The organism is Rhizobium sp. WSM1274 (assembly GCF_025200775.1).
Classification (GTDB): Bacteria; Pseudomonadota; Alphaproteobacteria; order Rhizobiales; family Rhizobiaceae; genus Rhizobium; species Rhizobium leguminosarum_I.
In genome coordinates this window covers 267,725-281,267 of record NZ_CP104140.1, presented here as the reverse complement: position 1 = coordinate 281,267, position 13,543 = coordinate 267,725, and the positions used below count along the sequence as shown (strand labels likewise).

Annotated in this window: 14 protein-coding genes and 1 riboswitch; of the genes, 5 read left to right on the top strand and 9 right to left on the bottom strand. The window is 63.2% G+C overall.

Annotation, left to right across the window (positions count from 1 at the left end):
- Positions 1-32: 32 nt before the first annotated feature.
- The 6 genes from N2600_RS31100 to N2600_RS31075 all read right to left on the bottom strand — a co-directional run bounded on the left by N2600_RS31100 (position 33) and on the right by N2600_RS31075 (position 7,146).
- Positions 33-1,868 (bottom strand): ABC transporter ATP-binding protein, encoded by a 1,836-nt coding sequence (locus N2600_RS31100; protein ID WP_260299526.1) that lies wholly within the window; start codon positions 1,866-1,868, stop codon positions 33-35.
- A 32-nt stretch (positions 1,869-1,900) separates the two neighbouring features.
- On the bottom strand, positions 1,901-3,097 hold the full coding sequence (locus tag N2600_RS31095) for an aminotransferase class V-fold PLP-dependent enzyme (protein ID WP_222336592.1): 1,197 nt from the start codon (positions 3,095-3,097) through the stop codon (positions 1,901-1,903).
- Between the two features lie 68 nt (positions 3,098-3,165).
- Positions 3,166-3,678 (bottom strand): RidA family protein, encoded by a 513-nt coding sequence (locus tag N2600_RS31090; RefSeq protein ID WP_260299525.1) that lies wholly within the window; start codon positions 3,676-3,678, stop codon positions 3,166-3,168.
- A gap of 50 nt (positions 3,679-3,728) precedes the next feature.
- Positions 3,729-4,598: an ABC transporter permease gene (locus tag N2600_RS31085; protein WP_170256390.1), complete on the bottom strand. Its 870-nt coding sequence runs from the start codon at positions 4,596-4,598 to the stop codon at positions 3,729-3,731.
- Positions 4,598-5,539: an ABC transporter permease gene (locus N2600_RS31080; protein WP_017968415.1), complete on the bottom strand. Its 942-nt coding sequence runs from the start codon at positions 5,537-5,539 to the stop codon at positions 4,598-4,600. The genes N2600_RS31085 and N2600_RS31080 overlap by 1 nt, the downstream gene beginning before the upstream one ends.
- Positions 5,540-5,619: 80 nt before the next feature.
- Positions 5,620-7,146, bottom strand: a complete 1,527-nt coding sequence (locus N2600_RS31075; RefSeq protein ID WP_260299524.1) for an ABC transporter substrate-binding protein — start codon at positions 7,144-7,146, stop codon at positions 5,620-5,622.
- Between the two features lie 226 nt (positions 7,147-7,372).
- Here N2600_RS31075 and N2600_RS31070 point away from each other — a divergent pair, with 226 nt between their 5' ends.
- From N2600_RS31070 to N2600_RS31050, 5 genes are all read left to right on the top strand, one after another.
- Complete coding sequence (locus N2600_RS31070; RefSeq protein ID WP_260299523.1) at positions 7,373-7,957, top strand: DUF1349 domain-containing protein; 585 nt, start codon at positions 7,373-7,375, stop codon at positions 7,955-7,957.
- A 186-nt stretch (positions 7,958-8,143) separates the two neighbouring features.
- Positions 8,144-8,240: riboswitch (TPP riboswitch) on the top strand.
- Positions 8,241-8,290: 50 nt separating this feature from the next.
- Positions 8,291-9,094 carry a hydroxyethylthiazole kinase gene (gene thiM, locus N2600_RS31065; RefSeq protein ID WP_260111846.1) on the top strand — a complete coding sequence of 268 codons (804 nt, stop codon included), beginning with the start codon at positions 8,291-8,293 and terminating at the stop codon, positions 9,092-9,094.
- The gene (thiE, locus tag N2600_RS31060) at positions 9,091-9,726 is read left to right on the top strand and encodes a thiamine phosphate synthase (RefSeq protein ID WP_260111845.1); all 636 of its coding nucleotides are present in this window, start codon (positions 9,091-9,093) and stop codon (positions 9,724-9,726) included. The genes thiM and thiE overlap by 4 nt, the downstream gene beginning before the upstream one ends.
- The gene (gene thiD, locus N2600_RS31055) at positions 9,723-10,532 is read left to right on the top strand and encodes a bifunctional hydroxymethylpyrimidine kinase/phosphomethylpyrimidine kinase (protein WP_260111844.1); all 810 of its coding nucleotides are present in this window, start codon (positions 9,723-9,725) and stop codon (positions 10,530-10,532) included. The genes thiE and thiD overlap by 4 nt, the downstream gene beginning before the upstream one ends.
- A gap of 161 nt (positions 10,533-10,693) precedes the next feature.
- Positions 10,694-11,374: a spermidine synthase gene (locus tag N2600_RS31050; RefSeq protein ID WP_170277703.1), complete on the top strand. Its 681-nt coding sequence runs from the start codon at positions 10,694-10,696 to the stop codon at positions 11,372-11,374.
- Between the two features lie 3 nt (positions 11,375-11,377).
- On the opposite strand, the gene N2600_RS31045 is transcribed toward N2600_RS31050, so the two are convergent.
- The 3 genes from N2600_RS31045 to N2600_RS31035 form a co-directional block, all read right to left on the bottom strand.
- Positions 11,378-12,169 (bottom strand): HpcH/HpaI aldolase family protein, encoded by a 792-nt coding sequence (locus N2600_RS31045; RefSeq protein ID WP_162115326.1) that lies wholly within the window; start codon positions 12,167-12,169, stop codon positions 11,378-11,380.
- Positions 12,170-12,269: 100 nt separating this feature from the next.
- Positions 12,270-12,473 carry a hypothetical protein gene (locus N2600_RS31040; protein WP_026154593.1) on the bottom strand — a complete coding sequence of 68 codons (204 nt, stop codon included), beginning with the start codon at positions 12,471-12,473 and terminating at the stop codon, positions 12,270-12,272.
- A 120-nt stretch (positions 12,474-12,593) separates the two neighbouring features.
- Positions 12,594-13,496, bottom strand: coding sequence for a choline sulfate utilization transcriptional regulator (locus N2600_RS31035; protein ID WP_075225523.1), 903 nt, complete (start codon positions 13,494-13,496; stop codon positions 12,594-12,596).
- Between the last annotated feature and the right edge of the window lie 47 nt (positions 13,497-13,543).

Genomic DNA, 13,543 nt, shown 5'->3' with positions numbered 1-13,543 from the left:
CGCCCGTCAGATCCGAAACGCGATGGCAAGTCTTAGCGATCCGCCATGACAAGGTGGCCCGGCCCGACTTCGCGATAAGACGTGCTTGCAGGCTGATAGTCGACCGGGCGCATTGGGCTCTTGATCTCGTCATTCGCCACCATCCGCTTTTCGTGGCGACGGTCGGGATCCGGCACCGGCACTGCCGCGATGAGTTTTTTCGTATAGGGATGCTGCGGATTTTCGAAGACCGCGGATCGCGGGCCGATCTCGACGATCTCGCCGAGATACATCACCGCTACGCGATGGCTGACGCGCTCGACCACGGCCATGTCGTGCGAGATGAACAGGAAGGCAAGGTTGAGGCCCTGCTGCAGGTCGAGCATCAGGTTGATGACCTGCGCCTTGATCGAGACGTCGAGCGCCGAGACGCTTTCGTCGGCGACAATGACCTTCGGCTGCAATGCGAGCGCGCGGGCGATGCAGATGCGTTGGCGCTGGCCGCCGGAAAACTCATGCGGATAACGGGCGGCCATATCCGAGGAGAGACCGACCTTCACCAGCAGATCGGCGACGACATCCTTTGCCTGTTTCGCGTTGCCCATCCTGTGCTCGAGATAGGGTTCGGCGATAGCTGCGCCGACCGTAATGCGCGGATTGAGGCTGGCAAAGGGATCCTGGAAGATCATCTGCACCGACTTGCGCATCTCGCGCAGATCCTTCCGGTCGAGGCCGAGCACCTCCCTGCCCTCGACGAGAACGGAACCGGCCTGCGGCTCGATCAGCCGCATGATGGCGCGGCCGGTCGTCGATTTGCCGCAGCCGGATTCGCCGACGAGCGACAGCGTCTCGCCGGCATGAAGATCGAAGGAGACGTTTTCGACGGCATGCACCCGGCTGGTGAGCCGGCCGAACAGGCCGGAATGAATGTCGAAGCGCTTGGTGAGGTTCTTCACCTGCAGGACCGGCGTTGCTGCCACCGTATCGGCGACCTCGGCGGGAATGTCGGATTCCCCCGTTGCGGTATTGACCACGGGAAAGCGCAGCGGCCTTTGCCTGCCCTGCATCGAGCCGAGCACCGGCACGGCTGACAGTAGCGCTCTCGTATACGGATGTTTGCCGCGGTGGAAGATATCGGCGGTAACGCCGCTTTCCACCTGTTCGCCGCGATACATCACCACCGTCCGGTCGGCGATCTCGGCAACGACGCCCATGTCATGGGTGATGAACAGAACGGAGGTTCCCTCCTCGTCCTGCAGCATCTTGATGAGATCGAGGATCTGGCCCTGGATCGTCACATCGAGCGCCGTCGTCGGCTCGTCGGCGATCAACAGTTTCGGCCGGCTGGCAAGCGCCATGGCGATCATCACCCGCTGGCGCATGCCGCCGGAGAAACGATGAGGATATTCGCCGAAGCGCGAGGCGGCCGAGGGAATGCGGACCTTTTCCAGCAGCCTTATCGTCTCGGCTTTGGCATCGGCCCTGCTCATATCGGAATGGCAGAGCAGCGCTTCGGATATCTGGTCGCCGATGGTGAAGAGCGGATTGAGCGATGTCATCGGCTCCTGGAAGATCATCGCCACCTCGTTGCCGCGCACCTGCCGCATGGCATTTTCCGGCAAGGCCAGAAGGTCGCGTCCGCCGAGCATGACGCGGCCCTCGACGCGGCTCGTATCCGCCTGCAGCAGCCGCATAATCGAGAGCGAGGTGACGCTCTTGCCCGAGCCCGATTCGCCGACGATCGCCACCGTCTCCGCTGGCGCCACCGTGAAGGAAACATCGCGCACGACCGGTTTCCAGACGCCGTCCACCAGGAAGGATGTCGTCAGCCCTTCGACGGAAAGAACGTCGGTGGTCGTCTGGATCGGTTGCATTTGGGCGCTGGCCATGGTGGTTCCTCTTGCGACGGGTAAGCGGCGGATCAATCCGGCCAGCGCAGCACACCGTCGAAGCGGTGCCTGCTGCGGTTCTCGATCGCCGTTGCGATGATCTCGTTGGAGGCGCGCGCCTTGTCGAGTTCCTGCGCCAGGCGCTCCGCGACGACCGTCTCCTCGCCCGCGTGCAGATTGCACGGGTCGAGGTAGAAATAGCGGTGCTCCACCTCATGATCGCGAACGATGATCGGCGGGCTGCCCTTGGCAAGCGCATCGGCCAAATCCCAGGCGGTGATATGGGCTTGCTCGGGATCGACGATCAGGCGCAGCCGCTCGAGCGGATTGTGGGTCGGATCGGGCTCGATCAGCGCGGTAAGGCCAGGGCGGCCGTCGAGCGTGCGCTTCCACAAGTTGAGATAGCCGGTCTCGCGTTCCCGGATGCCGGCATGGTCGCGGTTTTCCCATGCTTCAAGTGCTGCCATGACGCCGAAGATGCTCTCCTTGCCGACCTTCATGCCGCGGCCGATGCCCATGTTCTGCAGGAAGGCGTGGCGCACCAGCTCCTTTCTGCCGGCAACGATGCCCGAGGTCGGGCCGCCGAGGAATTTGTGGCCGGAGTAAAGGGCGATGTCGGCCCCCTGCTCCAGGAAAATCCTGAGATCATATTCCGAGGCGGCATCGACGATGACGGGCACGCCCTTGGCATGGGCGATCTCGACGAATTCCTTGAGGTTCAGCAGGCCGTAATCGACAACATGGTGGGAGACGACATAGACGGCGGCGGCGGTCTTGTCGGTGATGGCGTTTTCCATGTGGAAGCGATGCGTCGAGGTCGCCTGCCCGACAAGCACGACCTTGCCGCCGGCAAGCCGGATTGCCTGGTCGACCGGGGCGCCGTAGCTGACGACATGGCCCATCTGCACCAGCACTTCGTTCTTCTCCGGCACGACATCCGGCAGCTTCTCGATCGCCAGCAGGTTATTGCCGGTGATCGCGCCGGCGACGGCGAGCGAAATACCGGCCGAGCAGGAGGCAGTGACGAAGCCCGCCTCGCCGCCGGTCAGCCTTGCGATGACGGCGCTTGCCTTGCGCTGCAGATCGTTGATCTCGACGAAGTGCGGCAGGATCGATGCCATCGCGCTGATCGCTTCGGGAACGACGATCGAGGCGCCGAGGCTGGTCATGGTGCCCGATACATTGATGACAGGGCGAAGGCCGAGCGACGGGCGGATATCAGTGAACATGGAGATCTCCAGGATTCTGGGTCGAAAAACAAAACATGGGGCGGTCGATCAAATGTGTCGAGCTTCCATCAGCCGTGCAAGGCGACGATCGCCTCGATCTCGACGGTGATGTTGCCGGGCAGCGAGCCGAAGCCGACGGCCGAGCGGGCATGTTCGCCGGCCGGCCCGAAGACTGCGATCAGCAGATCCGAGCAGCCGTTGATGACGCTCGGATGATCCTCGAAATCAGGCACGGCATTGACCATGCCGAGCAGCTTGACCACCCGCTTGACCCGGGAGAGATCGCCGAGCGCATTCTGCATGACGGCAAGCAGGTTGATGCCGGTCAGCCGCGCATGGCCATAGGCCCCCTCGACACTGATGCCAGCGCCGACCTTGCCGGCATGCAGGAAGCCGTCGGCCTCGCGCGGGCCCTGGCCGGAGAGGTAGAGCATATTGCCTTCGATCACGTGCGTGACGAAATTGGCGATCGGCGGCGGCGGCGGCGGAAGCGTTATGCCGAGGGCGGCAAGCCGTTCGTAAGGCGAGTTCTCGACCTTGCCGGCGGCGGTGGGAAACTGATTCACGCAAACTCCTGTCATGCAATTTTCGATTTAGCGAATTTCGATTGGGCCGACGCTTAGTCGGCGGATTAAAGATCCTTGCGAAGTCTCGGATCGAGCATGTCCCTGAGGCCGTCGCCGACCATCTGCAGCGACAGCACGGAGAGGATGATGGCGACACCCGGAAACAGCGTCATCCAATCGGCCTGGCCGATATACTGCCGGCCGGCGGCGATCATCGTTCCCCAGGTCGGGATTTCGGGACTGACGCCGAGGCCGAGGAAAGACAGGCCGGCTTCGGCGAGCATGGCGCTGGCGAAGAGGAACGTCGCCTGCACCAGGATCGGCGACAGCAGATTGCGCAGCACATGCCGCGTCATGATATGGAAGGTCGAAATGCCGAGCGCCCTCGCCGCCTCGACATAGGGCAGCTCGCGAATGACCAACGTCGAAGCGCGCACGATGCGGGCAAGCCGCGGCGCATAGACGATCGACAGCGCGATGATGACCGTCGTCAGCGACGGGCCGAGGGCGGCAACGAGCGCGATTGCCAGCAGAATATCCGGAAACGCCATCATTGCATCGATCAGCCGGGCGATCGGCGTGTCGAGCTTCTGGAAAAAGCCGGCAAGCAGGCCGAGCGTCACGCCGATCACGGCCGACAAGGTCACGACCGCAACACCGACGAGCAGCGACAGGCGGCCGGCGAAGATCGTCCGTGAGAAGACGTCGCGGCCGAATTCGTCGGTGCCGAAGACAAAGGTGCCGCTCGGCGGTTTCAGCCGATTGACGATGGAGAGCTTCGACGGCGAATAGGGCGCGACAAGAGGTGCGAGGACCGCCAGAAGCACGAAGATCGTCAGGATCAACAGACCCAGGGCGACCGTCTTGCGCTTCAGCAGGCGCCTGGCGAATTTGCTGCCCTCGCCTTCGATTGATTTAATTGCGATATCGGCCATCAGTAGCGCACCCTCGGATCGATCAGCAGATAGAGCATGTCGATCGCAAAATTGATCAGCACATAGAGGGCGGCGATGACGAGCAGCGCCCCCTGGATGACCGGATAGTCGCGGCGCAGGACCGCCGAGACGACAAGATTGCCGACACCCGGCAGGCCGAAGACAGTCTCGGTGACGACGGCGCCCGAAATCAGCACCGCTGCCGTCAGGCCGATCACCGTCAGGATCGGGATCAGTGCATTCTTCAGCGCGTGCTTGAGAATGACCCGGCGCTCGATCAGCCCCTTGGCGCGGGCCGTGCGGATATAATCGTCGCCAAGCACATCGAGCATCGACGCGCGGGTGAAGCGCAGGATCAGCGCCGAAGAGACAATGCCGAGCGCAAAGGCAGGCAGCGTCAGGTGATACATGCGCTCGAAGAAGGTCGAGCCCGGACCGCCATAACCCGAGACCGGGAAGAGGTTCAGCCTGACGGCGAAGAACTGCATCAGGATCAGGCCGAGCCAGAAGCTTGGAATGCTGGCGGCAAACATCGCGAGCGTCGTTGCCGCCTGGTCGACGAAGGAACCGCGCCGATAGGCGGCATAGATGCCGATCGGCAAGGCGATGATGCTGGCAATGGCGAGCGAAAACAAAGTCAGGAAGAAGGTCGGCTCGGCGCGGTCGAGCAGAGCCGAAGTGACCGGCATGTTGAGGAAGATCGACTGGCCGAGATCACCCTTCAGCAGCTGAGCGATATAATAGACATATTGCAGGCCGAGCGACTGATCGAGGCCGAGCCGGGACCTGAGGTCGGCAATATCCTGCGGCGTCGCATCCGGCCCGAGCATGACGGCGGCCGGATCTCCCGGTGTCACACGCACGATGACGAAGACGATCGTGACGACGAGAAACATCACGACGATCATGCCGAACAGGCGCTGGAGGATGTAGCGTATCATGAATGTCTGGCAAACCCTTGCAGATGCTGCAAAAAAGAAGACTGATACCGGCCACGATGGGCCGGTATCGCTGGCGATGTTTACTTCTTGATCGAAGCATTCCAAAAATACGGCCACGGAGCCGGATCGACGCCTTCGAGCTTGGTCGATTCCGCCGAAACCGCGTTGAAGTCGCCGATCTTCATGAAGGGTGCATCGGCATAGATCGCCTTCTGGACATCGGCCCAGAGCGCCACGCGCTTCTTCGGATCGACTTCCGATGTAAAGGCATCGACGGCGGCCTTGCGGGCCGGCGTATCCCACCAGCCCGGCGAACTGGTCGAGAGCGAGCCGATCAGCGCCGGCTCCGGCAGGAAGGGGCTATGGGTGATGTAGATATCCCAGAGCTTCGGATCGGTGCGGCGCTGGGTCAGCGTCGCCCAGTCCACAACCTGCATATCGACGGTGAAGCCGGCAAGCTTCAGATATTCGGCGGCGACCTGCGCCATCTTGTAATGGAACTCGTACTGGCGGCTGGTCAGGATGCGGATCGGCTCGCCATTATAGCCGGCCTTCTTGGCGGCGGCCGCCGCCCCTTCCGGATCGGCGACGTTATAGGCGCCTTCGACGCCGGCATCGGTCGACCAGGCAAAGGTCTTCGGATAGATGGCGCCGTCGAGCGCGTAGAAATCGGTGCTGCCGAAGGCCGCGGCCAGCATGTCTTCCATGCTGAGCGCCTGGCGGATCGCCTTGCGGACCTCGACATTCCCGGCAATACCTTCCTTCGTGTTGAAGACGAAGACCGGATAACCGAAGGGCTTGAGGATGATCGGCTGCGAGGCGGTCGAAGCCTTCAGCTTGTCGTAGGATTCGACGGGGATCGAGTCGACATAATCATACTGGCCGGAAACAGCGGCTTCGACGCGGGTGTTCGGATCCGGCACCGGCACGAAGCGGATCTCATCAAGATATTGATGACGGGCGCCGCCATAACCATTGCTGTCGCCTTCGCGGGACTTATAGCCATCGAAACGGACGAGCTGGATATACTGGTCGGCCTTGCGCTCCTTCAGCATGTAGGGACCGGTGCCGATGAAGTCCTTCATCGGCTCGTCCTGCTTTTCGGAAGGGATGATGATCGCGGCCGAATTGTTGAAGGCGAGCAGCGAGGTCAGCGGCGCATAGGGCTGCTTCAGCGCAATCTTGACGGTCGCCGGATCGACGGCGGTGACGGACTCGATGAAGCCGGCCACCTGCTTGCCGCGCGAAGCGATCTTCATCCAGCGGCCAAGCGAGGCGACGACATCTTCCGAGGTCATATCGGTATTGTCGTGGAACTTGATGCCGGTTCTGAGCTTGATCGTATAGGTTTTGCCGTCGGCGCTGATCTCAGGCAGGCTTTCGGCCAGAAGCGGCGTTACGTTCCAGCTCTTGTCGAAGGTGTAGAGCGTTTCGAAAATGTGTTGCGTGACGATGCCGACCAGATCGGCCGTCGACGACATCGGATCGAGCGTTGGCGGTTCGCCGATCGTCGCGACGTTGATGACGCCGCCCTTTTCCTGGGCAAGGAGTGTCGAAGGCAGGGCGATGAGCGCAGTGCCGAGAAGGAATGCGATCAGTGTTTTCATGTGAGAGCTCCCGTTTAGTTCCACAATTATGTAATTCATCTTTTTGTAACAGAATAGGAGATGGATCGATCCTGTCAAGCACGAGCGACGGATTATGCTAGGGCGGATAGCCGGACGCCGGAAAAACACACAATCTTCGGCTGCGCCGGCCTGCACCACGGCCGCGCATTATGCCAAGGTGAGGCGATCGCCCTGCGGTGAGGCTTCAACGGAACGGGAGAACAGGATGAGCATCGACTTCAATGACGGCAAATGGCTGAACGAGCCCGCACACTGGCAGGCGAACGAAGCCGGCCTTACCTTGACCACCGATGAGAAAACCGATTTCTGGCGAGAAACCCATTACGGCTTCACCCGCGACAGCGGTCATTTCCTCGCCTTTCCCACCACCGACGGCTTCACCGCGCAGATCCGCGTCCAGGGCGAATTCCGCACCCTCTACGACCAGGCCGGCCTGATGGTGCGCATCGACGAGAAACGCTGGGTGAAAACAGGCGTCGAGTTCACCGACGGCGAAGCCTTCCTCAGCACCGTCGTCACCGACGGCAAATCCGACTGGTCCGTCGCTCAGCCCTTCCGCGAATTGGAAGATTTCCGCATCCGCGTGACGGTCGCCAACGGCGCGATGCGCATCCAGGCTTCACGCGACGGACGCCGCTGGCCGCTACTGCGGTTAGCGCCCCTCCCGGCTGCCGAGCGCTACGAAGTCGGCCCGACCGCCTGCACGCCGGAGCGCAGCGGGCTGAGGGTGCGGTTTTCGGAGTTTTCGATTGGGCCGGCGATTACCACCGATCTTCATGACTTGAGCTAGCGGATTTCGATGTCGTATTCTCGACGGCAATATACGAATCCAGATAGTGGAGTCCAAGAGGCACCCCGGCAGAGATTATCCGCGGGGTGCGCATCTCTTAAAATCGTTCATCGTCATCGCGCGGCGCAGCCGCAGGACTGTCATTTTCGAGATGACATCCGCCCCGTTCTCTGCGAAAAAGGGCGTGATGAGAGACAGGGGCGTTCGTCGACAGACGGGCTGAGAAGCACCCTTCGAACCTGAACCGGATAATGCCGGCGGAGGGAGTCGCTCGGGGCCGCGGCACCGTCCGCATGAACCGCCCCGTGCCCGCCCCCGCCTGAAAGGGGCCATATGCAGACCAGGACCACACCAGGAGCGATGCTGAAGGCGATGCGCGAGAAGCCGCCGCTCGTTCAGTGCATCACCAATTACGTCGCCATGAACATCGCCGCGAATGTCCTGCTTGCATCAGGCGCCTCGCCCGCCATGGTGCATGCCGCGGAAGAAGCCGGCGAATTCGCCGCGATCGCCAGCGCTGTGACAATCAATATCGGCACGCTGTCGACGCAATGGATCGACGGCATGCAGGCGGCTGCGAAGGCGGCGACATCAGCCGGCAAACCCTGGGTGCTCGATCCGGTCGCCCATTATGCCACCGCCTTCCGCCGCAATGCGGTCGCCGAACTGCTGGCGCTGCGCCCAACCATCATCCGCGGCAACGCGTCCGAGATCATCGCGCTTGCCGGCGGAGAAAGCCGCGGCCAGGGGGTCGACAGCCGCGACCCGGTCGAGCAAGCGGAAGGTTCGGCGCGATGGCTTGCCGAGCGGCAGCGGGCGGTCATCGCCGTAACCGGCGCCGTGGATTTCGTCACCGACGGCGAGCGGGCCGTGCGCATCGAAGGCGGATCGGTCCTGATGCCGCAGGTCACGGCACTCGGCTGCTCGCTCACCTGCCTCGTCGGCGCCTTTGCCGCGACGGCACCTCAGGATATCTTCGGCGCGACGGTCGCAGCCCTTGCAACCTTCGCCATCGCCGGCGAGGAGGCCGCCCTTGGGGCGGCCGGCCCCGGCTCCTTCTCCTGGCGCTTCCTCGATGCGCTGGCCGCGCTCGACGCCGAAACGCTGGATGCCCGGGCAAGGATATCAGCCGCATGAAGGCTTTCGACCTTTCGCTCTATCTCGTCCTCGACCCCGATCTCTGCGCCGGGATCGGCATGGTCGAAACAGCGCGCCTTGCCGTTGCCGGCGGCGCCACCATGGTGCAGTTGCGTGACAAAAATGCCGGCACCATCAGGATGATCGAGACCGGCCGCGCCTTGAAACAGGCGCTGGATGGGACGGGCGCGCTTCTCATCGTCAACGATGACGTCGAGGCGGCCATCGCCATCGGCGCCGATGGCCTGCACATCGGCCAGGAGGATATGGATGCGCGCAGAGCGCGGGCCATGGTCGGTGCCGAGATGATCCTTGGCCTGTCGGTCGAGAGCGAGGCGCTTGCGAACGCCGTCGATCCTGGCTTGGTCGACTATACCGGCGTCGGGCCGGTGTTTGCGACACCGACCAAGGCCGATCACAAGCAGCCGATCGGCTTTGACGGCCTTGCAAGGCTGGTCAAGGCCTCGCCGGTGCCATCCGTCGCGATCGGCGGGCTCAAGGTAGATCATGTCGGCCAGGTGTTCGCCGCCGGCGCCCGGGGGCTTGCCGTCGTCTCCGCCATCTGCGGTTCGCCCGACCCCGAAGCGGCCACCCGCCGCATCGCCGCAGAAATTCGAAAGGCCCGCGCATGATCCGCAACGTTCTCTCGATCGCCGGCTCCGATCCCTCCGGCGGCGCCGGCATCCAGGCCGACCTCAAGGCCTTTTCCGCCCGCGGCGTCTACGGCATGGCGGTGCTGACCGCGCTGACGGCGCAGAACACGCAAGGGGTGAGCGGCGTGCATCTGGTGCCGCCGCAATTCGTCGCCGATCAGATCAATGCCGTCTTTGCCGATGTGCGCGTCGATGCCGTCAAGATCGGCATGATCGCCAATGCCGGCATCGCCGACGCCGTTGCCGGTGCGCTGACCGACCACCGCGACATTCCGATCGTCATCGACCCTGTCATGATCGCCAAGGGTGGAGCCGCCCTACTGGCGCCCGAAGCGGTCGACGTCCTGACCCGCCGGCTGCTGCCGCTTGCCACGCTTCTGACTCCGAACCTGCCGGAAGCCGCCGCCCTGCTGCACCAGCCGGTCGCGACAAACCGCGCTGACATGGCGGCGCAGGCCGAGCGCCTGCTGGCGCTTGGCCCGGTCGCGGTGCTGGTCAAGGGCGGCCATCTCGACAGCGACGAGAGCCCTGACGTGCTTGCTACCGCCGCCGGTCTGCACTGGTTCGAAGCCAGGCGCGTGCCGACCAAGAACACCCACGGCACCGGCTGCACGCTGTCCAGCGCGCTGGCGGCCGAGCTTGCCAAGGGCGCTTCGGCGCGGGAGGCCGTCGCCATCGCCAAGGATTACCTCGCCGGCGCGGTCGCGGCTGCCGGTTACCTCACCGTCGGCTCCGGCCATGGACCTGTCCAGCATTTTCATGCACTCTGGAAAGGCGGCGAATAGGCACTCGCTCAACCAAACATGCCGACCGAAACGGCCGGCCATTGGGCGAGCTTTACAAGAGCTGGGCGGACCCGTCGGTGCGGATGATCTGAAGCGGCTTGCTGGCCTCGTCGCCTGCCCTATGCTAGGGGACAGTCCCTTTCATAAGAGGCGAAGCCGTCATGCTGCCATGGATCCAGCTCGATTCCGCGACCATTCCCGGTGAATACGGCGAATTGCGGCTGAAGCGGCGCGGCAGCGAGTTCTCGATCATGCTCGGCGCCAACGAGCTGATGAACAGCCGTCTCAGCGGCTCGGAGGAGGCACTGGCGACCCTTTCCTGGGATCGGATCAAGGCGCACCCGAAGCCGCGGATCCTGATCGGCGGCCTCGGCATGGGCTTCACCCTGCGCGCCGCCCTCGCCGTCCTTCCCGAAGATGCCGGCGTCACCGTCGCCGAACTGGTGCCGGCCGTCGTCGCCTGGGCACGCGGGCCGATGGCCGAGGTCTTCAAGGGCTGTCTCGACGATCCGCGGGTCGGCATCCATCAGGGCGATGTCGGCGACGCGATCCGCACCGGCAAGGCCGCCTATGACGCCATTCTGCTCGATGTCGATAACGGTCCTGATGGCCTGACCCGCAAATCCAACGACCGGCTCTACGATTTTGCCGGCCTTCGCGCCGCCGGCGACGCGTTGCGCCCAGGCGGCGTGCTCGCCGTTTGGTCGTCCGGTCCGGACCCGGATTTCACGCGGCGTCTCAAGGATAGCGGTTTTTCCGTCGATGCGGTCAACACGCGCGCCAACGGCAAACGCGGCGGCGCCCGCCACGTCATCTGGCTGGCCGTCAAATCGGTGAAATGACGCTCAAGCAGAAGCGATCCTGCGGGCGGCATTGATGGCGCGGCGGGCGCCGGAGCGCAACTGCGCGGTCTCGGCGCCGGCAATGACCAGATCGAAGCCGAACTTCAGCAGTTCGCCAGCCCGCTCGCCGTCACCGGCGAAGGCGCAGGCGAATTTGCCATGGGCACGGCAGCGCGAAACCGCATGCTGCATGGCGCTGTCGATCTCGGCGGCGTTCGGCGCCACCTGATCGCCGTTCGACAGCGCGATCGAAAGGTCGGAAGGGCCGATGAAAATGCCATCGATGCCGGCAACGCCGAGGATGCCGTCGATCGCCTCGAGGGCTGCCCGGGTCTCGATCATGGCGACGGCGACGGTGAGCGCATTGGCGTTCTTCAGATAATCATCGGCCGACAGGCCTGTATGGTTGAGCGCCAGCGACGGTCCCCAGCTGCGTTCGCCGAGAGGCGGGTATTTGGTGGTCTTGACGAAGGCTTGCGCGTCTTCGGCCGAATTGATCATTGGCGCGATGATGCCAGAGGCGCCGGCATCGAGCAGGCGCGAGGCGGACGCGAAATCACCGACCGGAATGCGCGCCAGCGCCGGCTTGCCGGCAAGGCGCACCTGGGCAACGGCGTTCGCTGCCGAGGGCATGTCCCACATGCCGTGCTGCATATCCAGCACGATGGTGTCGAAGGCCTCCTGCGCCAGGTGATTGGCGAGCGTAGCGTCGGGAATACCGATCCAGGCGGAGATCATGCCGCCCCGGTGCTGCCTGATCCTGTCCGCAAATCCGTCGATATCAGCTGCGCTCATGCCATTCTCCTCAATTCGACAGGCCGCCAGCGGCCAGATATTTCACCTCGAGGAACTCGTCGATGTCGAATTCCCTCAAAGCCGTGCACGGGTTGCCGGCTCATCCTCTCCGGCGCAGCCGTGAAATAATAATTGTCACAGCGAGCCCGGCGACGACCATGATGCTTCCCCAGAGAACCCAGATGCTTTGGTTGATCATGAAACTGGACGCGGGATAGGGAAAATAGCCGCTTCCCTGGGCGATCCAGATCAGTCCCAGGAGGATCATGAGCAGTCCAACGATGTATCCGACGGTTCGCGACATGTTTCGGCCCTTCCTTATGAATCGATGCCACAATGTCGATCGACGCCAGTCATGACAAGGCTTCTCTCGTGAGCGCGAACATATTCCGGATGCAATGGCGCGCCGGCCTTGGTCCGAACGTCAGGTCCTGCCGACTTCATCCACCAGCCACGTGCTGAGCCTCTCGCTATCAATATTTGCCGATCGCGGCGGTATCAGCCAGTAACCGCGGTCGGGCGCCTCGAGCGGCGGCCCGGCTTCCACCAGCATATGTGTGGAAAGAAGCGTATCGACCAGCCCCATCCAGCCGATCGCCACGCCCTGCTCGCTGAGAGCGGCCTGGACGACCAACGAGTAAGTGTTGAAACTGACATCACCGCGGCCGGCATGGAGATCGCGAGTAACGGAGAATTCGGCAAGATAACTTCGCCAATCGAACCAGGGCGGCGGCGTCGGCGAGTCGAGATGGATCAGGATCGCCTTGGCAAGAAGCTGCGGATCGTCGAACGGGCCGTTGCGATCGAGAAAGCCTTTCGTGCAGACGGGCACGACCTTTTCCTGCAGCAGAAGCGATCCGATGGCGCCGAATTCCGCCCGCGTCCCGAAAACCACCACCACATCTGCGTCGTCGCGAAAGCCGGGCTCAAGCCTCTGGGTCGCGACGATCTGTATATCCGCTTCCGGGTGAAGCAGGCGAAAGCCGTGCATGCGCGGGATCAGCCAAAGCGCTGAAAAGGCATAGTCGGTTCTCAGTCTGACGACCGGCCTTTGAGCCTCAGTGCGGAAACTGCGCGCCAGGGCATCGATATCACCGACCGTTTTGGCGGCGACCTGGAAAAGCCGCTCTCCTTCCGCGGTCAACTCGACGCCGCGGTGCTGGCGGCGCAGCAGGGCGACGCCGAACTGCTCTTCCAGCCGCCGAATCTGATAGCTGACGGCCGGCTGCGTAAGGCCGAGACCTGCCGCCGCGGCCGAAAAGCTGCCGAGCCTTGCGACCTCCGCGAAAATGCGCATCCATCCCAGCTCAGGCGGGCGGTCTGGCATAAAAATTCCTTTTGACAACCATCGAAAAAATCCAGCTTTACAGGCAT

Coding starts and splice junctions, on each gene's coding strand:
- N2600_RS31095 (WP_222336592.1), bottom strand. CDS start 3,097: ATGTTCACTGATATCCGCCCGTCGCTCGGCCTTCGCCCTGTCATCAAT.
- thiE (WP_260111845.1), top strand. CDS start 9,091: ATGAAGGCTTTCGACCTTTCGCTCTATCTCGTCCTCGACCCCGATCTC.
- N2600_RS31045 (WP_162115326.1), bottom strand. CDS start 12,169: ATGAGCGCAGCTGATATCGACGGATTTGCGGACAGGATCAGGCAGCAC.
- N2600_RS31080 (WP_017968415.1), bottom strand. CDS start 5,539: ATGATACGCTACATCCTCCAGCGCCTGTTCGGCATGATCGTCGTGATG.
- thiD (WP_260111844.1), top strand. CDS start 9,723: ATGATCCGCAACGTTCTCTCGATCGCCGGCTCCGATCCCTCCGGCGGC.
- N2600_RS31085 (WP_170256390.1), bottom strand. CDS start 4,598: ATGGCCGATATCGCAATTAAATCAATCGAAGGCGAGGGCAGCAAATTC.
- N2600_RS31100 (WP_260299526.1), bottom strand. CDS start 1,868: ATGGCCAGCGCCCAAATGCAACCGATCCAGACGACCACCGACGTTCTT.
- N2600_RS31050 (WP_170277703.1), top strand. CDS start 10,694: ATGCTGCCATGGATCCAGCTCGATTCCGCGACCATTCCCGGTGAATAC.
- N2600_RS31035 (WP_075225523.1), bottom strand. CDS start 13,496: ATGCCAGACCGCCCGCCTGAGCTGGGATGGATGCGCATTTTCGCGGAG.
- N2600_RS31090 (WP_260299525.1), bottom strand. CDS start 3,678: ATGACAGGAGTTTGCGTGAATCAGTTTCCCACCGCCGCCGGCAAGGTC.
- thiM (WP_260111846.1), top strand. CDS start 8,291: ATGCAGACCAGGACCACACCAGGAGCGATGCTGAAGGCGATGCGCGAG.
- N2600_RS31070 (WP_260299523.1), top strand. CDS start 7,373: ATGAGCATCGACTTCAATGACGGCAAATGGCTGAACGAGCCCGCACAC.
- N2600_RS31075 (WP_260299524.1), bottom strand. CDS start 7,146: ATGAAAACACTGATCGCATTCCTTCTCGGCACTGCGCTCATCGCCCTG.
- N2600_RS31040 (WP_026154593.1), bottom strand. CDS start 12,473: ATGTCGCGAACCGTCGGATACATCGTTGGACTGCTCATGATCCTCCTG.